General features: G+C 70.4%; 20 protein-coding genes. 10 read left to right on the top strand and 10 right to left on the bottom strand.

Annotation, left to right across the window (positions count from 1 at the left end; genetic code table 11):
* The first annotated feature begins 288 nt into the window (after positions 1-288).
* The 6 genes from ACFY01_RS22800 (at position 289) to ACFY01_RS22775 (ending at position 7,126) form a co-directional block, all read left to right on the top strand.
* Positions 289-1,410, top strand: a complete 1,122-nt coding sequence (locus ACFY01_RS22800; protein ID WP_390737560.1) for a polyprenyl synthetase family protein — start codon at positions 289-291, stop codon at positions 1,408-1,410.
* A complete protein-coding gene (crtI, locus tag ACFY01_RS22795; protein WP_390737559.1) occupies positions 1,407-2,939 on the top strand; it encodes a phytoene desaturase family protein in 1,533 nt (510 codons plus the stop codon). Before ACFY01_RS22800 ends, crtI begins: the two co-directional genes overlap by 4 nt.
* On the top strand, positions 2,936-3,940 hold the full coding sequence (locus tag ACFY01_RS22790; RefSeq protein WP_390737558.1) for a phytoene/squalene synthase family protein: 1,005 nt from the start codon (positions 2,936-2,938) through the stop codon (positions 3,938-3,940). Before crtI ends, ACFY01_RS22790 begins: the two co-directional genes overlap by 4 nt.
* Entirely contained in the window at positions 3,937-4,956 is a 1,020-nt protein-coding gene (locus ACFY01_RS22785) for a DUF5914 domain-containing protein (RefSeq protein ID WP_390737557.1), read from the top strand. The genes ACFY01_RS22790 and ACFY01_RS22785 overlap by 4 nt, the downstream gene beginning before the upstream one ends.
* A gap of 489 nt (positions 4,957-5,445) precedes the next feature.
* Positions 5,446-6,384 carry an endonuclease/exonuclease/phosphatase family protein gene (locus ACFY01_RS22780; protein WP_390737556.1) on the top strand — a complete coding sequence of 313 codons (939 nt, stop codon included), beginning with the start codon at positions 5,446-5,448 and terminating at the stop codon, positions 6,382-6,384.
* Positions 6,385-6,628: 244 nt separating this feature from the next.
* Positions 6,629-7,126, top strand: a complete 498-nt coding sequence (locus ACFY01_RS22775) for a DUF1877 family protein (RefSeq protein WP_390737555.1) — start codon at positions 6,629-6,631, stop codon at positions 7,124-7,126.
* A 60-nt stretch (positions 7,127-7,186) separates the two neighbouring features.
* Here ACFY01_RS22775 and ACFY01_RS22770 read toward each other — a convergent pair whose 3' ends face one another.
* The gene (locus ACFY01_RS22770) at positions 7,187-7,504 is read right to left on the bottom strand and encodes a hypothetical protein (protein WP_390737554.1); all 318 of its coding nucleotides are present in this window, start codon (positions 7,502-7,504) and stop codon (positions 7,187-7,189) included.
* 528 nt (positions 7,505-8,032) lie between these two features.
* Between ACFY01_RS22770 and ACFY01_RS22765 the strand changes: the two genes are divergently transcribed.
* The gene (locus tag ACFY01_RS22765) at positions 8,033-8,407 is read left to right on the top strand and encodes an STAS domain-containing protein (protein ID WP_390737553.1); all 375 of its coding nucleotides are present in this window, start codon (positions 8,033-8,035) and stop codon (positions 8,405-8,407) included.
* Between the two features lie 142 nt (positions 8,408-8,549).
* Here ACFY01_RS22765 and ACFY01_RS22760 read toward each other — a convergent pair whose 3' ends face one another.
* The 5 genes from ACFY01_RS22760 to ACFY01_RS22740 form a co-directional block, all read right to left on the bottom strand.
* Positions 8,550-9,074, bottom strand: coding sequence for an SHOCT domain-containing protein (locus tag ACFY01_RS22760; RefSeq protein ID WP_390737552.1), 525 nt, complete (start codon positions 9,072-9,074; stop codon positions 8,550-8,552).
* Between the two features lie 1,648 nt (positions 9,075-10,722).
* Positions 10,723-11,202 carry a MarR family winged helix-turn-helix transcriptional regulator gene (locus ACFY01_RS22755; RefSeq protein ID WP_390737551.1) on the bottom strand — a complete coding sequence of 160 codons (480 nt, stop codon included), beginning with the start codon at positions 11,200-11,202 and terminating at the stop codon, positions 10,723-10,725.
* 8 nt (positions 11,203-11,210) lie between these two features.
* Complete coding sequence (locus ACFY01_RS22750) at positions 11,211-12,272, bottom strand: alkene reductase (protein ID WP_390737550.1); 1,062 nt, start codon at positions 12,270-12,272, stop codon at positions 11,211-11,213.
* Positions 12,273-12,348: 76 nt separating this feature from the next.
* Positions 12,349-13,254, bottom strand: a complete 906-nt coding sequence (locus tag ACFY01_RS22745; protein WP_390737549.1) for an NADP-dependent oxidoreductase — start codon at positions 13,252-13,254, stop codon at positions 12,349-12,351.
* A gap of 230 nt (positions 13,255-13,484) precedes the next feature.
* Entirely contained in the window at positions 13,485-13,883 is a 399-nt protein-coding gene (locus tag ACFY01_RS22740) for a hypothetical protein (RefSeq protein WP_390737548.1), read from the bottom strand.
* A gap of 78 nt (positions 13,884-13,961) precedes the next feature.
* On the opposite strand from ACFY01_RS22740, the gene ACFY01_RS22735 reads away from it, so the two are divergent.
* Together ACFY01_RS22735 and ACFY01_RS22730 are read left to right on the top strand one after the other, a co-directional pair.
* The gene (locus ACFY01_RS22735; RefSeq protein WP_390737547.1) at positions 13,962-14,213 is read left to right on the top strand and encodes a hypothetical protein; all 252 of its coding nucleotides are present in this window, start codon (positions 13,962-13,964) and stop codon (positions 14,211-14,213) included.
* A gap of 527 nt (positions 14,214-14,740) precedes the next feature.
* On the top strand, positions 14,741-16,015 hold the full coding sequence (locus ACFY01_RS22730; protein ID WP_390737546.1) for an FG-GAP repeat protein: 1,275 nt from the start codon (positions 14,741-14,743) through the stop codon (positions 16,013-16,015).
* A 216-nt stretch (positions 16,016-16,231) separates the two neighbouring features.
* Here the strand turns inward: ACFY01_RS22730 and ACFY01_RS22725 are convergent, their stop codons facing one another.
* Positions 16,232-16,552, bottom strand: coding sequence for a hypothetical protein (locus ACFY01_RS22725; RefSeq protein ID WP_390737545.1), 321 nt, complete (start codon positions 16,550-16,552; stop codon positions 16,232-16,234).
* Between the two features lie 17 nt (positions 16,553-16,569).
* Entirely contained in the window at positions 16,570-16,701 is a 132-nt protein-coding gene (locus ACFY01_RS22720; RefSeq protein ID WP_390737544.1) for a hypothetical protein, read from the bottom strand.
* A gap of 234 nt (positions 16,702-16,935) precedes the next feature.
* Between ACFY01_RS22720 and ACFY01_RS22715 the strand changes: the two genes are divergently transcribed.
* Positions 16,936-17,514 carry a hypothetical protein gene (locus ACFY01_RS22715; RefSeq protein ID WP_390737543.1) on the top strand — a complete coding sequence of 193 codons (579 nt, stop codon included), beginning with the start codon at positions 16,936-16,938 and terminating at the stop codon, positions 17,512-17,514.
* Between the two features lie 304 nt (positions 17,515-17,818).
* Here ACFY01_RS22715 and ACFY01_RS22710 read toward each other — a convergent pair whose 3' ends face one another.
* Entirely contained in the window at positions 17,819-18,628 is an 810-nt protein-coding gene (locus tag ACFY01_RS22710) for a class I SAM-dependent methyltransferase (RefSeq protein WP_390737542.1), read from the bottom strand.
* 385 nt (positions 18,629-19,013) lie between these two features.
* Positions 19,014-19,826: a hypothetical protein gene (locus tag ACFY01_RS22705; protein ID WP_390737541.1), complete on the bottom strand. Its 813-nt coding sequence runs from the start codon at positions 19,824-19,826 to the stop codon at positions 19,014-19,016.
* Positions 19,827-20,001: the final 175 nt, after the last annotated feature.

Here is a 20,001-nt window from a genome sequence, read left to right as displayed (position 1 = left end):
AGCGCGGCAAGGGGCGATCCCGAGTGCCCCGGGGTTGCCCAAGCGCGGTGTCGGGCGTCTTCGGATGCCCCGCGCGCCGCGGTCTTCCGCGCGCGGGGTCCCGGCAGTACATCCGCACCGGCATGCGCGGCCGGAGAAGCCCAGAACGCCCCTTTGAGCCGATTCCTATCGACGAGAGGAACCGGGATGCGCACCAGCAGGGCCCATGGCGTTTCGAATGGGATCCGGCGAGTACCGCTAAGCCCTGCCGAGGGCCAGCTCGCTCCGCCCGCTCCGCACCCGGCGGCCGTGGACGCCGACGTGCCGGCTGCCGTCAGGCGCTGTCTGGAGCAGATCATCGACGAGCGCCTCGCCCACTGCACGTCGCTCGACACCGTCTTCGGTGACGACCTGGCCACCCGGCTCGCCGGCTTCACCCTGCACGGAGGCAAGCGGAACCGGCCGCAGCTGCTGTGGTGGTCCTTCCGCGCCGCAGGGGGCGACGCCCGGCACACCGCGGTCGCACTGCGGATCGCGGCGGCCCTCGAACTGCTCCAGACCTGCGCGCTGGTGCACGACGACGTGATGGACGACTCCGCCCTACGCCGGGGCCGTCCCGCGCTGCACACCGACATCGGCCACCAGTACCCCACGGCAGGCCCCGACTTCGCCAAGGCCGCCGCGATCCTCGTCGGCGACCTCGCTCTGGCCTGGGCGGACGACATCGTCGCCGGTGCGGCCCTGCCGGCACCGGCCGCCGACGCCGTACGGGAGATCTGGCGGGTCATGCGCACCGAGATGGTGGCGGGGCAGTACCTGGACCTGCACGGCCAGGCGACCGCGGTGTCCTCTCCGGCCCGCGCCGTGCGGATCGCCTGCCTCAAGAGCGCGCTGTACTCGGTGGAACGGCCGATGGTGCTCGGTGCCGCGCTCGCCGGAGCCGACGCGCGGACCACCCGGATCCTGTCGGCGGCCGGACGCTGCGCGGGCATCGCCTTCCAGCTCCGTGACGACCTCCACGGAGTCTTCGGCGCACCGCACGCCACCGGCAAGCCCTCGGGCGACGACATCCGGCAGGGCAAACCGACCTACCTGGTCGCCGTGGCCCGGGCCAGGGCCGGGGCGAGCGGCGACACCGAGGCGCTGGTCGTGCTGGACGGGTGTGTGGGCGCCGACAGGCTGACCGAGAGCCGGCTCGCCGAGGTACAGCGGGTGCTGGAGCGCACCGGAGCCCGCCAGGTGGTGGAACGCCGGGCGGAGCGGCTCGGCGGAGGCAGCGTGCGGCGGCTGGCGGACGCCGCCCTGCGCGAGCCCGCCGCCGAGCGGCTGCGGGAGCTGCTGCGGGCGGCGGCGGGCTGCCGGTCCGGTCCGCATACCTGCGCAGCGGACAACGGTTGGATGCTCCTCGGAACCGGGCGGGGACAACGATGAGGACGGTGCGCGGTCGAACGGACCACGTCGTGGTCGTGGGCGCCGGCCTGTCGGGCCTGTCGGCGGCCCTGCACCTGCTGGGCTCCGGCCGGCGCGTGACCGTCGTCGAGCGCGATGCACTGCCCGGAGGCCGGGCCGGACGACGGGACCTCGGCGGCTACCTCATCGACACCGGACCGACCGTGCTGACGATGCCGCAGCTGGCCGACGAAGCGTTCGCGGCGGTCGGCGAGCGACTCGCCGACCGCGTCGACCTCATCCCCCTGCACCCCGCCTACCGGGCCTGCTTCGCGGACGGAAGCACCCTGGACGTGCACACCGACGCCGCCGCGATGGAGGCGGAGGTCGAGCGGTTCGCCGGAACCCGCGAAGCGGCGGGCTACCGGCGGCTGCGAACATGGCTCGAGCGGCTGTACGCGGTGCAGATGCGGCGGTTCATCGACGTCAACTTCGACTCCCCGCTGGGCCTGCTGACGCCCGACCTGGCGCGGCTCGCCGCCCTCGGCGGCTTCGGCCGGCTGGACGGACGCATCGCACGGTTCCTCACCGACGAGCGCCTGCGGCGGGTGTTCTCCTTCCAGGCCCTCTACGCAGGTGTCGCCCCGGCCCGTGCCCTGGCCGCCTACGCCGTCATCGCGTACATGGACACCGTGGCCGGCGTGTACTTCCCGCGGGGCGGGATGCACGCACTGCCCCGTGCCATGGCCGCCGCCGCTGCCGACGCCGGCGCCGAGCTGTGCTTCGGCCATGAGGTCACGCACCTGGAAAGGCGGGGGGAGCGGGTCACCGCGGTCCGCACGGCGCATGAACGCATCCCCTGCGACGCCGTCGTCCTCACCCCCGACCTGCCGGTCGCTCACCGGCTCCTGGGCCGCCGTCCGCGCCGCCCGGTCCCCCTGCGCTACGCCCCGTCGGCCGTCGTCCTGCATATCGGCACCACCCGCACCTGGTCGCACCTCGCCCACCACACGCTGTCTTTCGGCGCCGCTTGGGAGCGCACCTTCGAGGAACTGACCAGGACCGGCTCGCTGATGACCGATCCCTCCCTGCTCATCACCCGGCCCACCGCCGGCGACCCCGGCCTGGCACCCGAGGGACGGCACCTGCACTACGTCTTGGCCCCCTGCCCCAACACCGAGGTCGGGATGCCCGCCGCGTCCTGGGCCGGGCTCGCTCCGCGGTACCGCGACGACCTCCTGGCCACCCTGGAGCGCCGGGGAATGACCGGTATCGCCTCCGCCATCGAAGAGGAGTGCCTGCTGACACCCGCCGACTGGACTGAGCAGGGCCACGCCGCAGGCACACCCTTCTCGGCCGCCCACACCTTCGCCCAGACCGGTCCCTTCCGCCCCCGCAACCTGGTGCGCGGCGTCGACAACGTCGTGTTGGCCGGCTGCGGCACCACCCCCGGCGTCGGGGTACCGACCGTGCTGGTCTCCGGCAGACTGGCCGCGGCACGGATCACCGGATCTCCACCTCCGCGCCGCCGGCCGGCGCGCGCCGCGGCCGTGCGAGGCGAGGCCCGGTGAGCCGCCGTGAACTCGACGCCGCCGGCATCACCGACCCGGCCCTGCGCGCCGCCTACGAGCGGTGCCGTCGGCTCAACGCCCGTCACGGCCGCACCTACTTCCTGGCCACCCGGCTGCTGCCCGCGGCACGCAGGCCGGCCGTGCACGCGTTGTACGGCTTCGCGCGGTGGGCCGACGACATCGTCGACGACCTCGGCCGTGCGGCCACGCCCGCGCAGCGCGCGGCAGCCCTGGACCGGCTCGAGGGACGGCTGCGGCGAGCGCTCGACGGCTTCCCGCCGGCCGGTGAACCGGTGGTGCTCGCCGTTGCCGACACCGCTGCCCGCTACGCCATCGACCCGGCCCACTTCACCGACTTCATGGCGTCGATGCGCACTGATCTCAACGTGGGCGCGTACGCCACCTACGACAGCCTGTGTCAGTACATGCATGGTTCCGCCGCGGTCATCGGACTGCAGATGCTGCCCGTGCTCGGCACCGTCGTGCCCCGGGCCGAGGCGGCGCCGCACGCGGCAGCGTTGGGTGTGGCCTTCCAGCTGACCAACTTCCTGCGTGACGTCGGTGAGGACCTGGACCGGGGCCGCGTCTACCTGCCCGAGGACCTGCTCGCCGCGCACGGCGTCGACCGGGACCTGCTGCTCTGGAGCAGGAGCACCGGGCGAGGGGACCGGCGCATCGAGGCCGCGCTGCGAGCCGGGGAGGAGCTGACCCGGGCCGTCTACCGGCAGGCCGCACCAGGCCTTGCCATGCTGGACCCGGTGGCGCGCCCCTGCATCCGGGCCGCCTATGTGCTCTACGGAAGCATCCTCGACGCCATCGCCGACGACGGGTACGCGGTACTGCACCGGCGCGCGGTGGTCTCCCGGCGCCGGCGCGCAGCCGTCGCCGCGGACGGACTCACCCGGCTTGCGGCCGCCCGGTTCGCCGCGCGCCACCGCGCCAGGTCCGCCTCCACCGGTACGGCCAGTGCCTGCCCGGTCACCGCGCAGAAGCCCGCATGAGCCCCGACCCGCGCCCGGGCAGAGCCTTGTCCCTGCTGCGTCTGCGGCACCGCCCGGTGCGCTGGGAGCACCAGGCGCCCACATGGCGGCAGGCACGGCCCGCCGTCATCGCGGGAGCACTCCGGCGCGCCCTGGCCCGCCCGTCGGGCAACTGGTACGTGGTGGGCGCCACCGCGGACGTCACGCCCACCCGCCCGCTGTCGGGCACCATCGCGGGTACGGAGGTCGTCGTCTGGCGCGACGCACGCGGACGCCTGGTGGGCGGCCCGGGACAGTGCCCCCATCTGGGCGCGCCGCTGGCGGACAGCCCTGTGCACTGCGGCACCCTGGTGTGCCACTGGCACGGTCTGTCCCTCGACGGATCGGCGTACGCCGGCTGGGAGCCGTTGCCCGTCCACGACGACGGCGTGCTGACGTGGGTGAGGCTGGACGCGGTCGGCGGCGAAGAGCCCACGCGCGCTCCGGTGGTGCCGTTCAGGCCCGCGCTCACGGCATCCGTGCACGCGGTCTGGACGGGCGTGGGGACCTGTGAGCCGAGGGATGTGGTGGCAAACCGCCTCGACCCGTGGCACGGCGCGTGGTTGCACCCGTACTCGTTCGTGGACCTCAGCGTTGTGAGGGCGCCTGGCGACCCCGAGGACGACGAAGCCTTCGTCGTCGACGTCTCCTTCCGCCTCGCCCGGCGCATCGTGGTGCCGGTGAGGGCGGAGTTCACCGCTCCCGAGCCGCGTACGGTGCTCATGCGGATCACCGACGGTGAGGGGCTCGGATCCGTGGTGGAGACGCACGCCACCCCTCTGGGTCCGGACGAACTCGGCCGGCCGCGTACCGCCGTGGTGGAAGCCGTCGTCGCTACCTCGAAGCGGCCTGGCTTCGCCCTGGCCCGCGCCCTGGCCCCGGTCCTGCGCCCGCTGATGCGCACGGCGGCGGGCCGCCTCTGGCGCGACGACCTCGCCTACTCCGAACGCCGTCGGCACCTGCGCGAGACCGGCCGGTCACCCGACCGACCGGGATGAATCTGCCTCGGAGTCCCTACGGCCGGTCAACCGCCGACGCCGGGCCACGTCCACGTGTGGGTACTGAACCACCAAGCGACGACATCGACGAAGACCAGAACGAAGAGGCCCACGAACACTATGCAGCCGCACACAGCAGGCAGCACCCACGCCCGCAGCCCCCGGCCATCGAGGTCCGGTCGGCGCGACGCCGCTTCTGCGGTCGGTCCTGGCCCGGACGGTAGAGATGAGTCCGGCATGACTTCATGGTCTGCCCCCAGCCTGCGTGCCGCACCTCGGGCAGCGCATCGCCGGGCTGCACCCCTCGACGGAGGCACGGCGAGGCAGTGACATGTTCGGCGCACGCAAGACGCCCGGTGTGCCGACAGCGTTCGCTGCCGACGAGTGCTCGTCCCGTTCACCGATGTCGGCCGGATCCGGGCCGGGCGGGTCTGACGCTTCGGGGCGGGCCATCTCGGTTGGGGGGCCGGTCCGCAAGAGCGGTACAGCGTGCTCTTCTGCCGGCCGCTGCCGCCGGGCAGCCCGCATTCGAGCACCCGGTGCGCGGCCAGCGACGAGGCCGCTTACGAGGCCAAGGTCGAGGCGTTGGCGGGTGTGATCAACGAGATCGGGCCCGATCTGCTGGGTGCGCAGGAGGTCGGCGGCCAGGAGGCGTTGGGCGACCTGGTGGCCAAGCTGCCGGGAACCTGGCACGCCACGGTTTCGGAGCACCCCGACGCCCGCGGCATCCGGGTGGGCGTGATCAGCCGCTGGCCGCTGCTGGACATCCAGCAGCGCATCAACTTCCCCGGTCACGTGGGCCCGGTCCAGGTCGAGGACGATGGCACCACCATCGCCGAGATGGGCCGCGGCGGTCTGGCCGTCCGCGTGGAGCCGGCCCCCGGCAAGAGCCTTCATGTGGCCGTCTGTCACCTCAAATCCAAACTGCTGGCCTCCGGAAACCAGCACAGCACCCACGACGAAGGCCTGCGCGCCCGCTACGCCGCCTACGCCCTCTTCCGCCGCGGCGCCGAGGCCGTCACCATGCGCGACCTGGCCGACGAACTCCTCCAGGGCGACGGCATCAACCGTGACGTGATCGTGCTGGGCGACTTCAACGACGACTGGCAGGCCGCCACCACCCAGATCCTCTACGGCCCGCCCGGCTCCCAGATCGACACCGGCGGCTTCGACCACCCCGACCAGGGCGACGCCAAGCGGTTGTGGAACCTCGCCCCGCGCATCCTCAAAGAGGGCGGCTACTCCTGCACCTTCGAAGGCCAGCCCGAGCTGATCGACCACATCCTCATCAGCCACTCGCTGCTGGCCAAGCTCCAGGAAGTCCACACCGCAACCAACAAGCTGCCCACCGTCACAGGCACACAGCCGGCCGCGCCGCACGACCAGCCCTCCGACCACTCACCCGTCGTGGCCACATTCAACTTCTAGATCGGCACGTGAGGACGGCCCGCTGCGCAGATTCGCAGAGGTCTGCTTGTGGCACGAATGATCTGCGGGCCATCGCGTCCTGCTGCGCTGCGTGATGCCGCGAGGCGAAACGGGTGCCAGTCGGCTTTGCGGAGAGCCGGGGATCCCGGCGTTAAGGGACGGGCATTGCGTAGTCAGTGCCGTCGAGTAGTTTCTCTCCGTTCGGCCCGACAGGCGGGCCGCCGAACTGGGAGGACTCGTCGCCGTGAGCATCCACATGCACATGCGCGCCGTCGCGGAATCCGAGATCCGGGACGACCACACCTGGCTTGCAGCGTTCATGTGGGAGGCTTGGGAGAACCATCCCGACGAGTACGCAGCGGGCATCGCCGAGTCGATCGACAAGTTCTGGGGCTCTGTCAATGACCTCTACGCCGCTGCCGATGTCCTCGATGCGGATGCCGACGACTCTTGGGAACTACCGATTTACGGCGGGCGGTCAGTGGCACACAGCGCCGATGCGGACCCTTCCAACCCGCCCCTGGGGATTCTGGAGCCGCCTGGGGTGTCACAGGCCGCAGGCTTCCTCGCACGTGCCTCGTTCGACGAGCTGTGGAACGTCGCCGGTGCCAAGCTCGTCTGGACCGGCTGGGACGAGGAGCAGGTCAGGCAGGAGTTCCTCGACGGTCACAGGGGCCTGCAAGGGTTCTATGGGCGGGCGGCAGCAGCGGGCCACGCCGTGGTCAGGGCGGTGTGGGCTTGAGACGTGGTCGCGTGCCGGTCACAGCCATTCGTTGATGGCGGCGACCAGCAATGTTGCTTCCTAGCGGACAGCAAGTTTGATGCCCCTATGGATGTCAAGTTGCCAGGGCTTCTTGGACGTGATCTCGATCCAGGTCTGCGGGCCGTCGCAGTAGTGAGGATTCACCACACTGGTGGCCTCGCCGTCCTCCCAGTCGGCACGGTCGTTGATGTCAGCACCGTCCTGGTCTGCTACATCGTCGGTGGCTACGGGCTGCTCCGTGTCACTTGCCGACGACGTCGGAAGCTCCTCATCCGCGATTGCGGTGCCCATGGTGCCCAGGCAGAGCAACAGCGCGGCACCGGACGCGATGGCAGTTCGGCGCATGCCGAGGGTCATTCGTATTCCCCCATGGTTCCCATCCGCCCTGGTCACAGGCGGAGGCGGTGCTCTGGACACTACGGTCCGGTCATGCCCGCATCAAGTAGATGATCTTTTTCTGAGCTGAACTTGAGGTGAGCCGCCAAGCTGCGCAGTGCCCACCCGCTGCTGCCCGCCGGATGCAGCCGTCCCGGCTCGGCACACCTCGCCTCGCCTCAGGGCAGGTATGAGCGACAGGAAGCAGTCCGGAGTCGACAGGCCCGGGGCACCGTGCCGTTGGCAACGCCGCGCGCACCAGTCTGCCGACATGTCACCGCTGTGTGGGCGATGCGGGGACGACAAGGCCGCCATCCTCACGGACGGCCAGTGGCGCGGCACCGGCAGCGAGAAGAGACCCCGAGGGGCACCGATGGTTGTGCTGCACCTCGGGACCGCTCGTCGGCCGGCTCCCTGCGTAGATTTGAGTTGCCGCTTCCAGCAACCGGCCCGTAGCGGCGTTCCGGGAACAGACTCTTGGCCAGAGGTCGGGCCGACATAATGAGATCTATGACCGGTGGGGTTGAGCGGCGGCGTGAGCCGTTGGATTCCTCGCCCGGCATGGGCGGGGATGCGGTGGTGGCGGAGTTTGCTCAGGGTGAGGCCTGGGTGGTCGTTGTCCGCGGGGAGTTCGATCTGAACACTTCGGGTGCGTTGGCTGAAGCGCTGGGGGCTGCCGCGCGGGCGCGTCCCCGGGTGGTGGTGGATGCTGCGGGGGTGTCGTTTGCGGATTCGGTGTTCTTGACGCTGCTGCTGCGCGTTCACGGTCAGACGGATCTGCGGGTGGCTGCGCCGTCGCCGCAGCTGGTGCGTGTGCTGGAGCTGACCGGGGCTGACAGGGTTCTGGATGTGCGTGTGACGGTCGAGGACGCCGTTGTGGAGTGAGCGGTCCCCTCTGTGCTGATGAGTTGGCGGTCGCTGGCTGCGCCGGCATCGGCTGCGGCCCCTTGCCACATCAAGAGGGCCGCAGCCGTGCCGACGGCCCGGGCAGGACTGGTTGGTCGGTTGTTGGTTGGGGCGATGCGGCTTACATCCGGGCGAGGATCTCGGCCTTCTTTGCGGCGAATTCATCCTCCGTCAGGATGCCGGCGTCGCGCAGCTGGGCGAGCTGCTTGAGCTGTTCGACGGCGCCGCCCGCCTGCGGGCTGGGGGCCGCGGGTTGAGCGGGCGGGGGAGGAGTCTGTCCGGGGGCGGGGACCTTGCCGAGTACCAGGTCGGTCAGAAGGGACTTGATGCGGGGTGCCGAGTCGTGGGGCACGCGGAAGTCGATGGTGTTGCCCGAGGCGACCACCACCACCTTGGTGTACATGAACCCGTCCCGTTTGGTGACCACGCTGGAGATGTTCTTCACCGGGATCATCTCGGTACCCGCGTCGGAGCCCCGGACTCCGGTGGCCAGGAGCGACATCCCGCCGGTCAGGAATCCCGCCGTGAGCTTCTTGCCGCTCACGCCACGGTTGCGTGCCCACTCGATCCGGTCGTGGTAGACGGACACATCGGCGTTCTTGCCCTCGATGTGGCTCTTGAAGGTCATCAGCGCAGTGCTGTTCATGTGGTGCTCCTGTGTGTGCAAGCGGAATGATGCTTCCCGCTTGCGGTTGGACACGCGGAGCTGGGTGAAGGTTGTACGACCTGAACGACGTTCGGCCCCTGACCTGGGCGTTGACGTGTTCGTGCGCGTGAGCCCGGTCGGCGACCGTCTCCTATGGCGCGTTAGAAGGCTCATGACGAGGTGGCGTCCTCGCCGAACAGCTGTACCTGCGCCACGTCGACGTCCGTGCGGATGCGGTGGGGCCGGGCCGGGTGCCGCCCGCGTCCCGCGCTGTCCCCGGGCGATGTCGATGGCCACCTCCATCACGACCTCGGGCTGCACCAGGTGGGCCTCGAGGGTGCGTGGTGTTCCCCAGCGTGCTGAGAACGTCTGCCTCCTGGCATCACTTTGCACCTCTTCACCCTGAGTTCGGATCGGTACGCCCGGCACTCGTCAGAGCACGGGGATAAGGGAGGCGGCTCGCTGCTGAGCTTCTCCACGGCGGGGCGCGAACACGTCGCGGAGCCGGGGCTGTCGTAATCGGTGTGGCGGCCGCGGACGATGACACCGTCCTCGCCTGACAAGCGATGCGGGCCAGGATGCGGGCCACCGTGCAAGCAGACCGGACTGCCGGACGCCCGGCGATTCGGGTGTTGCTCCTGGGCCTGCGCGGCGACAGTACCGCTCGTTCACCCTATGTGACGATCCGATCGATTAGTTGTCGCAGGGCGGGGCAGAGGGCCCTGTGAAAGGCGGTGATTTTGTGGACGAGAGGATTCGCAGGTATTTCATCCGTGCCTCGCTGATGGGGCTGCTGACCGGAGCTGTGTTCGGCTTCGCCTCGGGAGGCATCTTCGGTGCTGTGGTGGGCGCGGGAATCGGCTTTGCCCTGGCAGCAGGCAGCGTCCTGTACTGGGGTGAACATGGTGGTGCGCGCCGCCGTCAGCCGGCAGGTGAGGTGCCACCAGGTCGTTCGGACGGTCGGCACCTCAGGAGGGCTCGCCGGGTACCCAACCAGAGGACGGGCACGTCGACTGGTTGGCCGCACCTGAACCACTGACCTCGCCAGCGAGGCTCGTCGTCGTGCTGCAGCTGCTCGCGGGCACCGGCCTGACCGCCGCCATCGTGGTCGGCCTGATCACCGGGTCCGCCAGCTGATGGATGCGGGCCGTTCTCCGGGCCCTGCTCGCCCCGGCTGCGTGAGGGGACGGTCGTGTGCCGTCCCGAGAAGCCGCTCACCATCAGCAACAAGGCGCTGCGCGAACTGCAGGAGTGGCTGCGAGAACAACGATCCGGTACCCGCCAGGGCTACGGCGCCCTGGCGGGTACGGGCCGGCTGCCACCCCCACGACCCTCCAGCGGGCCGCCTCCGGCGACACTGTGCCCAAGCTGCAGACCGTGCTCAACTACGCCCGGGCATGCGACGCTCCTCCTGAGGAAGCCCGGCTCGCTTGCCCCTGGCCCCGCTCAGCCCGTTCTGCCTGACGTCCAGGGGGTGAGCGGGGGCCCGCCACATCGGCCGGCTTGACTCACCGGGCTTCCGACAGTTGGGGAGCCTGGCTCCGTTCAGCACCGGCCGTCGTGAGCCAACTACGCTGCAGCAGCTGTCCACTTCGCAGGAACGCCGGAAGCGATTCGCACTTCAGGCCGAAGCCGGCGTGCAAGCCAGTTACTCAGACTGTTCCCGCGGAAGAGCACGGCTGTTGATCGCGTCGGCGATGGCGTAGGCGGTGCGGACGAAGGACTCTGCCTGCTGCGCCGACAGGTTCAGCGCGGAGGTCTCCTCCAGGGCCCGCCACATGGCTGCCAGGGGCTCGCGCATGGCACGGCCCCTGTCGGTGAGGTGGACGACCATGACGCGCCGGTCGTGTTCGGCCGGCTCGCGGACGAGCAGGCCGGCGTCCTGCATGCGGCGCAGGGACTTTGAGACCGTGGAGTGGTCCAGGCCGACGCTTTCGAGCAGCTCGGACTGGGTCTGGCCGTCCCGGTCCAGCAGTTGCATCAGCAGCAGTTCCTGTCCGGGATGCAGGTCCATCTCGCGGAGCATGGCGGCGGCGCGGGCCCGGTGAGCACGGGCGAGCTGAAAGATCGCGTAGCTCATCGGCCCCTCGCTGGCCGTGCTGGGGATGCGGGGTGTGGGGACGGACATGCGGTTCCTCAGACGGTGTAGGTGGGGTAATCCGTGTAGCCGGCCACTCCGCCGCCGTAGAAGGTCGCCGGGTCGGGGGTGTTCAGCGGCGCGTCAGAGCGTAGCCGCTCGACCAGGTCCGGGTTGGCCAGCGCGAGGGCGCCGACGGAGACGAGGTCGGCCGTGCCGTCGTCGATGTCCTTGGCGCGGGTGGGCATATCGGTGCCGGCCCGGTTGAGGATCAGCGTGGTCGGCCACAGCTCACGCAGGGTGCCCAGCAGCTCCTCGTCGCCCGCGTGCATCACGTGGAGATAGGCCAGACCGAGCGGGCTGAGGGCGCGCAGGAGCGCCGGATACAGCTCGGCGGTGTCGGACTCGGCCATGTCGTTGTAGGGGTTGCCAGGAGAGATACGGATACCGGTGCGGTCGGCGCCGATCTCCTCGGCCACCGCGGCGGCTACCTCGACGGCGAAGCGGATTCGGCCCTCGAGCGAGCCGCCGTAGTGGTCGGTGCGCTGGTTGGTGTTGTCGGACAGGAACTGGTGCACCAGGTAGCCGTTGGCGCCGTGGATCTCCACGCCGTCGGCGCCTGCCGCGACGGCGGCCGCTGCGGCGCGGCGGAAGTCCTCCACGGTCGCCGCGACCTCCTGCGTCGACAGAGCACGGGGTGTCGGCATCTCCTGGGGCCCGGACGCGGTGAACATCGCGCCCTGCGGCCGGATCGCCGAAGGGGCGACCGGCTGGCGCCCGTGGGGGGTGTTGTCGGGGTGGGCGATGCGTCCGGTGTGCATCAGCTGGATGACGATCCGGCCGTCCGCCGCGTGCACGGCGTCGGTGACCTTGCGCCACCCGGCGATCTGCTCGTCATTGTGGATGCCGGGAGTGAGGAGATAGCCCTGGCCGTCGGCGTTCGGCTGGGTGCCCTCGGTGATGATGAGCGCGTGCGAGGCCCGCTGGGCGTAGTACTCGGCGTTCAGCTCGGTGGGGACGCCTTCAGGGGTGGAGCGGTCACGGGTCATGGGGGCCATGACCAGGCGGTGCGGCAGGGAGAGGGCACCGACGGTGGTCGGTGTCCACAGGGCGTTCAGCATGAATGGTCCTTCGATGCGGTGATGAAGAGGTGATGATCGGGAAAGCGGGGCGTGGCGGAGGGAGAGGCGGGCGTGATCAGTCGACGGTGAGGACGAGCTTGCCCCGGACATGACCGGCGTCGCTGACCTGCTGGGCCGTGGCGGCCTGGTCGAGCGGGTATGCGGTGACGGTCGTGACGACCTTGCCGGTAGCGGCATCCTGCGCCAGGGCGGCCAGGCGGGCGGCCGAGCGTTCCTGGGGACCGTTGGAGAAGGTGATGCCGAGCTGGTGTGCGCGGAAGTCGGCGATGGTGACGATGCGCTCGGTGCCGCCGCGCAGGGCGATGGAGTCCTCGAGGGCTCCCTTCCCGGCCAGGTCGAACACCGCGTCCACGCCGTCGGGGGCGAGGGCACGGACCCGCTCGACCAGGCCCTCGCCGTACACGGTCGCGGTGGCGCCGAGCGAGGCGAGGTAGTCCTGGTTGGCGGGGCCGGCGGTGCCGATGACACGCGCTCCGCGGGCCGTGGCGAGCTGGACCGCCAGGGTTCCGACCGCTCCGGCCGCGCCGTGCATCAGCACCGTCTCACCGGCGGTGACGCCGAGCAGGTTCAGGACCCGCTCGGCCGTCTCGCCCGCCACCGGCAGCGAGACCGCGTGCTGCCAGTCGAGGCCGGTGGGCTTGGGGGCCACGGTGGTGGCCAGCGCGTACTCGGCGTACGAGCCGGTGTCCGACCAGCCCAGCACCTCGTCACCCACCTGCACTTCCCGCACGCCCTCACCCAGGGCGTCCACCACGCCGGCGAGCTCGTGACCGGGGACGGAGGGGAGCGACGTGGGGAACACGGCCTCCAGCGCCCCGGAGCGGATCTTGCCGTCCAGCGCGTTCAGCCCGGCGGCCCTGACGCGGACGCGGACCTGCCCGGGGCCGGGCCGCGGAACCTCGATGTCCGCCTCGCGCAGCACTTCCGTGCCTCCGAAACGGTCGAACAGGATGGCTTTCATGACGACTCCTCTCGTGCCCCACCCATTTAGGTGGCTGGCCACATAATTAGGGTAACAGCAACATGTGGCTAGCCAAGTATTTACTGCCGCTCGAGCTGCACAAGATCGGTGGCGGCCGCGTCGGTCTCCTCAGGACGGGCGGTCGAGGCGGGAGGCGCCCCGCCGGAGCGCGCCTTGCGCGGCCAAGGGCTTACCTCGACCGGAAGCTGGACGACCGGGCCGGCCAGACCCTAGCGGTCCGCGGTTCCCTTCTGGTTCAGGGCCCGGGTCAGCTCTCGGTTGGCCGCCCGGGCAGCCTCCAGCTCCGCGTCCCTCTCTTCCAGCCGCGCCAACAGCTCGGTGTTCGCCTGCTCCATGCGGGAGACCCGACGCTGCAGCTCTTCCTGGCCGGCGGGGGCACCGAGGCCCGACTCCCGCCACGCCTGCTCACCCAGCAGCTCGGACAGCCGTCGCTCCAGACGCCGGGTCTGAGTGACGAGCCGGGAGTTGCGGGCGCGTGCGTTGGCGAGGTCGGCCTGGAGCGAGGCGAGGCTGACCGGGGTGCCAGCTCCGGGGTCCGAGGCCGCCGTTCGGCCGCCGTTCGGGCTTCCTTCAGCTGCCCCGTGAGCCGCTCTTGCACCGCGTGCCACCCGGACCAGCCGTCGAATGTCTCGGCAAGGTCCTTCTGCGCCTCCACCCATGCACGCTGCGCTGGTGCTTCGGACGCTGTGGACGCGCAGCGGGCTGTCAAGGGCGAACTCGCACGGCGCTCCTGCCCGGTGGTGGTTGTAAGCGGTGCCCATCTGCTGCGGACCGAGGCTCTGCAGTACGTGTATGCGCTGTGGAGCTTGTTCCAGGAGCGTGAACGCCGGATGCCTGTCGTCCTGGTGGGACCCGAGCGGATCCGGTCCGTGCTGTGCCGGCCGTCACTCGCGAGCCTGGAGAGTTGCATCTTCATCTGGCACCGCCTCACCCTCTGACGGCACGAGACCCCGGACCGCGGCGAGCTGGGGGACCGCGTCCGTCGCCTGTACAGCTCGGCTAATCGGGTGGGGCCTGGTGCTGTCCTCGATGCGGAGGTCGGTGGCCGATCGGCCAGATGCTCCAGGCCATGGCCCGGAGCCGACTATGAGGTGTTGTTCGCCGCCGTGGTTCCGGTGCAGCCGAAAGGGCGAGTGTGATGCGGCCCTCCGTTGCGTCACACTTCGGGCGGCTCGGGGGGCTGGCTCACCGCTCTCTGATCATCGTATGCGAGGTCCTTCGGGGGCGGCTCCGCGTGCTTCGCGGGGCGGCCTTTACGATGCCCTGACTGCGGCGCACGCCAGGTGCGTCGAGGGGGAGGGAATCCAGTCTGATGGTGAACAGACGTACCTTGCACGGTGGTTGGAAAGCGGGAGCGCTTCTGGTCGCGGTCGTGGTGGGTGCTCCGCTGCTGTCGGCTACGCCTGCGGCGGCTGTCCACGGGGCGGTGCCGGGCGACTTCAACGGTGATGGTTACCGTGACGCCGTGCTCCCTGCGCCGGGGGCGAACGTGGCCGGCAAACATGGAGCCGGTGCGGTGGTCGTGCTCTACGGATCGAATGCGGGGCTGTCGACGTCCCGGCGGGCGACGATCACGCAGAACACCGCGGGGGTGCCGGGCACGGCCGAGGCGGACGACGGCTTCGGCGCCGCCACCGCGACAGCGGACCTGAACCGGGACGGCTATGCGGATCTGGTGGTCTCCGCCCCGTACGAGGACACCGCGCGGGGCAAGGACGCCGGCACGGTGACCATCTTGTGGGGCAGCAGGAACGGACTGACGTCCGGCACCGACCTGCCGGCGACGACTCCCGGCGCGTACTACGGCCTTGACGTGGCAGCGCTCAGCACCGGCCCGGGCGCGAAGACCAAGGTGCTCGTCGCCGGGTATGAGGGGACGATGCGCTTCACGGGGCCGTTCAGCCGCCGCGGCACCTACGGCGAGGCCGTGGAGAACCGGGACACCGCTTCGGTTGGAAGCGTCGCGCTGGGTGACTTCGCCAGGACCGGCTCTCCAGACGATGTTTCCCTCACCGTCCGGCTGAGCGGGCTGAGCGGCGGCGAGGTGTACATCGACCCCGTCATCGGCGGCGCACAGCAGACGGGCAACGGCCTGATCGCGGCCACCGGGGACGTCAACGGCGACGGATACGCCGATCTCGTGGTCGGAGACCCCGACGAGCCGGACAGGGCCGGAGTGGACGGCGCGCTCGGCGGCCGGGTGCTCCTGTGGTACGGCTCGGCGCACGGCATCGCGCGGGACGCGAAACCGGTGCAGCTGACCCAGAACACCCCTGGTGTTCCTGGTGCGAGCGAGAAGGAGGACAGATTCGGCGGTGCCCTCACGGTGGCCGACCTCAACCGTGACGGGCTGGCGGACATCGTGGTCGGCTCACCGATGGAGGACACGGGCCGCAGGAACGCCGGTCAGGTGACGGTCATCCCCGGCCGCCGCGCCGGGGCCCTGGGCGGCGGCGCCTACGCCTTCACTGAGGACACCGCCCACCTCCCCGGAGTCGGCGAGGGCGAGGACGCGTTCGGCACCACCGTCGCCGTCGGCGACATCAACAAGGACGGCAAACCGGAACTCTTCATCAGCGCCGCGGAGAAGAACAGCTCCACCGGCGCCGTCTGGGTCCTCCCCGGCGGCACCAACGGCCCCACCACCGAGGGCAGCCGTATGATCACCGCGCCGTCCGTCGGCTTCCCGCAGAGGGACAGCACCCTCCTGGGCGGGTACGGCCTCCTCGGAGTCATCTGAAGCGGGACGCGTTCACGCGGTGCCGGCCGCTCGCCCCTTGCGCACGGGCTCACCGCGTGCCCTTGCGGTGCTGTACCGGAGAGCCGCGGCGGCGGACAGGCTGCGCCGGCTACCGCGGCGGGCACCGCCACTGAACCCTCGGTCGGCACCCGGCGCCGACCGGTGAATGAGCATGCGCTTCAGGCCAGGACCCCGCCCCGGGGTCCTGGCCGTCTCTCAGCCGGACGCGGGCCAGAACTGCACGAGGTAGTGCTCGACGCCCTCCGGCACCCCTTCCTGCGCCAGACGCCGCACCTCACGGCGGCCTTCGCAGTACACCCGCACCCGCCACATGCCGTCCTTGTCGGACAAGCGCAGGTAGGTCTCCCGCGGACCGGCCGTGACCCCCCATACCGCCAGCTCACCCGACGGGCAGTGCAGCACGGCCTCCCCCCGCTCCTCCCACTCCCCGCGGTCATCAGCGGCCGGCGGCTCGACGTCCCACACCTCGGCAGCCAGGGTGGCGGTGTGGGTGTGCCCGGCACTCTCAACGTCCAAGCGCCCCTCAAACACGGTCAGGAACGCACCCCGGTTTCACGGCCCTCGGGGTACTCGAGCGGCACCTGCGTGTCATCGACGTCCTGCAGAGCAAAGCCATAGAAGTCGACCTCCACATCCAGCTCCTGCTGCCGGATCAACTCAGCCACCACTGCTCCCAGAGCCCGATCACCATGCTGGACACTGGCAATGATCGTATCGGCCCAGCAGCTTGCTGGGCAGGCAGTCACCGGCCACCCCTACGACCGCCGCTCAGCCCTGACCGCCCACCTTGGCGAACTGGGCCAGCCCACGAGACCGGCGCACACTCGCCGCCAGGCAGGGTGCCCCGCACTCCCGCACAACCAGGGGGGCGGGGCCCTCTTCCGCTGAAAGAGGGCCCCATGCTGCTGCGTGAAGTGACATTCACCGTCGACCTCGGCGAACACGGCTACCTCATCGGCTTCGACGACGACTACAAATTCCCGCCCGAAATGCCGTTCGGCTGGCGCTGCGGCCCGGCCGGCGAAGCCACCGCCGTCGTGCTCCCCACCACCGACACCGGCTCGCTCCAGATGACCGTCCAAGTGCACGACAGCCGGCCCGCTCCCGAAGCGGATGACCGGTGGGAGGCGGCGGAGGAGATGAGCCTGCGCACCGACCTCCCCACCCTCTGCCTGGCCACCATCGGACAGGGCGACTTCTGGGACGCCTGGCCCGAAGACGAACCCGCACTGGAGATGCCACCCCGCGCCATCGCTGGCGAGTGGGTGCGCATGCGCCTGTACTGCCACGCCGACGACCCCGAACCCGGCATCGGCGACCACGGCGAACACCACCTCATCCAGCTCTGGCACGCCCCAGCAACCCCCGCCCTGCACCCTCCACTCAGCGAGGAAGACCGCAAGGCACGCGAAGAGTACGCCGCGCACCAGCTGGGCACCGTGGAGGAATACACCATCGAGTATCCCCCGGGACGCTGAACTGACCGGCCCGTGTCCGAGTCCCCGCAGCCGGCTCACACGCGTTCTGTTTACGCGTGGCCACACCTTTCCGTGGACCGCGCAGCGGCAACTGCTGCCTGCACCCGTGATCGGCCGCCGCGGCACGCGTCGCTCGTGCGGACCTGCCACATGCCCGTCCTGCGGCCGAGTGCGCGCCTCTCGTCCGGAGGGCGCGCCGCCGGTCCGCCGGGCGGGGCGGACGAAAGGCCTGCCTCGAGGGCTCCTGCCGGGCATCCAGACTGCCGTGCATGCGCGCCCCCGTCTGCCCGTTGCTACCGCACGATCACCTGCGGGATCGGGCGTCCGCCGGGCGGCGGCCCCATGCCGAGATGGTCATTTGAGGAATGTCAATGACCCGTGGATCCTTCAATAGACTGGCGAATTCGCTGAGGTCAGTGTCGGTGATGAGGCCACTGGCCAGGAGAGCGGGGGCAGCTCGGTCGATGAGTGGAGCCCAGCGGTCTTTTTCGAGCCCACCCATGCAGCCTAGGTTTCCGGAGTAGCTCACCTCGTTGAGTGCGTTGCGGGCGAGGAGGGAGGGCAGGCTGCGGGCCCAGGACATGTCGGCGCCGTGTTCTCGGTAGGTGTGTTGGTAGGCGGAGAGAATGCGCTGGATAAGGGGAAAGGGGGAGTGGGCGGCCGGCAGGTCGTAGGGCTCTTCGACGATGAGCCAGCCGCCGGGAGAAAGCCAACTGGCGGCCCGTGTGACCATGTCGTCGCGGTTGCGAAGGTGGCAGAACAGGTAGCGGGCGTGGATGAGATCGAAGGTGCCGGGCGTGTAGTCCTCTTGTGTGATATCGGCTTCCTGGATTTCCAGGTTCGCGGCACGGTCGGCGTCGAGGTGGCGGGTGTCCAGATCGACCGCGACGACTCGGCCGTCCGGGCAGCGTGCGGCGAGCCAGTAGGCGATGGAGCCGGCGCCTGCACCAAGTTCCAGGCAATTCCAGGATGGCTGGATGCCAAGGTGATCGAGGATGCCGGTGGTGAAGGTGTCGACGCTGCCTTGGATGGACTCTAAGCGGTCACGTTCGCGGGGGGCGTCGTTGCTCAGAATGCCAGTGCGGTAGGGAGTGGTGGCGGGGCGCTGTGTCACGGGTGTCGCCTATTCGTGGAAGTCGTGGGGGATAGTCGGGACTTGCTGATCACTGCCGTCGTCATGGCGGAATCGGCGGTGGGCTGCGCGTCGAAGGAGCGTACGGCGGGAAGGGCGCGGCTCGGAGAACGGCGAGCAGGAAGTTGGACTCAGCTGTCGCCCGTCGCGCCGGCCGCGCCCCCGCCGAGGACACCGCGCTCCTCCACGACGACCTCCGCCTGAGTATCGACCGCATCGCTTCCATCACTGGCACTGATCCTGCCTGGGTTACCGTGCTCCTGGCCGCCGTCCGCCGCATCCACCAACAGCCGACCCCAGACCCGTGCCTGCGCACTGAGTCTCCGCAGGATCCCGTCAGGGACTGGGAAGCGGTCCGAGCGGGTCGTCAGCGCCGGTGGCGCCAGTGCTGGTGCGTTTTCAAGACCTCGTAGCTCCACGTGGTGCGGTGCTGGGAAGCCGAGTGTCCCGTAGGGAGGCCGAGCTGTTCGGCGATCGCCGGGAAGCGGGGGTGCATCTGTCGGTCGCCGACCGTGACCAGCGCCGACAGCAGCGGTTCGCCTCCCTGACGATCCTCATCGACCAGCCAGAGGATCACGCTTTCATCGTCACGGTGGAGACGGGGCAGCTCCGGCAGGCGCTTGCGGATCGCGGGCCAGCTGGTGGTGGCGCCGGCGCGGGCGGTCTGCTCGAGCAGCGGCCGCAGTTCGGTCGCAATCTCCCACAACTGCCCGGCCTCCAGCAGCGCAGGCTCCGCCGTACGCGATGACGGCCGTGAACCAACGACCGCAGGCGCTGCCTGTGTGCCCGGGCGGCGTGCAGGCAAAGTCGCCGCCGGAACCTCGGGGCTGGCATCCGGCGACCACACTTCAGCGGAAGGCGCAGGCGCGGGCTCCACTACCGGCCGGGGCCGGGGCACCACGCGCCGCTGCGGACGCGGTGAGGACTTCGGCGATGGGCTTGCTGCCTGGCCCCGCTCCTCCTCCTGCCAGCGACGGGAGCCCAGGACCTCCTTGTACGACGCCAGCCGTGCGCGCTGCTCCCTGGTTTCGCTTGGCGGCGCCTGCGCTGCCTGCTGCCAGGTCAGGGCATACAGGTCGGCCGCCTCCGCCACCCTGTGATTGTCGATGGCCCGCTGAAGCTCGGTCAGGGTGTGGTTCAGCGTGCGGCGGACTGTGGCTATTTCCATGGCCGTGCGCACCGGACGGCCTGTGGTCCGGCGCCGAAAATCCGTCTGCCAGTCAGAGCCGCCACTGAGCCGTACCCGAGCCTTCGACAACAGCGTTCCCCTCTCAAACCGGGCCGTGAGCCTCTGGGGTGCCACGGCGCAAAAACCAGGTTGGGCACCGCCCGGGCATGGCACAAGAGCACCGGAC

Source organism: Streptomyces sp. NPDC001480, from assembly GCF_042894725.1.
Lineage (GTDB): Bacteria > Actinomycetota > Actinomycetes > Streptomycetales > Streptomycetaceae > Streptomyces.
Note: the sequence above shows the minus strand (reverse complement) of the source record. Positions and strands in the feature narration are given on the sequence as shown.

Coding starts and splice junctions, on each gene's coding strand:
- crtI (WP_390737559.1), top strand. CDS start 1,407: ATGAGGACGGTGCGCGGTCGAACGGACCACGTCGTGGTCGTGGGCGCC.
- ACFY01_RS22715 (WP_390737543.1), top strand. CDS start 16,936: ATGCTGCTGCGTGAAGTGACATTCACCGTCGACCTCGGCGAACACGGC.
- ACFY01_RS22765 (WP_390737553.1), top strand. CDS start 8,033: ATGACCGGTGGGGTTGAGCGGCGGCGTGAGCCGTTGGATTCCTCGCCC.
- ACFY01_RS22770 (WP_390737554.1), bottom strand. CDS start 7,504: ATGACCCTCGGCATGCGCCGAACTGCCATCGCGTCCGGTGCCGCGCTG.
- ACFY01_RS22745 (WP_390737549.1), bottom strand. CDS start 13,254: ATGAAAGCCATCCTGTTCGACCGTTTCGGAGGCACGGAAGTGCTGCGC.
- ACFY01_RS22785 (WP_390737557.1), top strand. CDS start 3,937: ATGAGCCCCGACCCGCGCCCGGGCAGAGCCTTGTCCCTGCTGCGTCTG.
- ACFY01_RS22760 (WP_390737552.1), bottom strand. CDS start 9,074: ATGAACAGCACTGCGCTGATGACCTTCAAGAGCCACATCGAGGGCAAG.
- ACFY01_RS22750 (WP_390737550.1), bottom strand. CDS start 12,272: ATGCTGAACGCCCTGTGGACACCGACCACCGTCGGTGCCCTCTCCCTG.
- ACFY01_RS22755 (WP_390737551.1), bottom strand. CDS start 11,202: ATGTCCGTCCCCACACCCCGCATCCCCAGCACGGCCAGCGAGGGGCCG.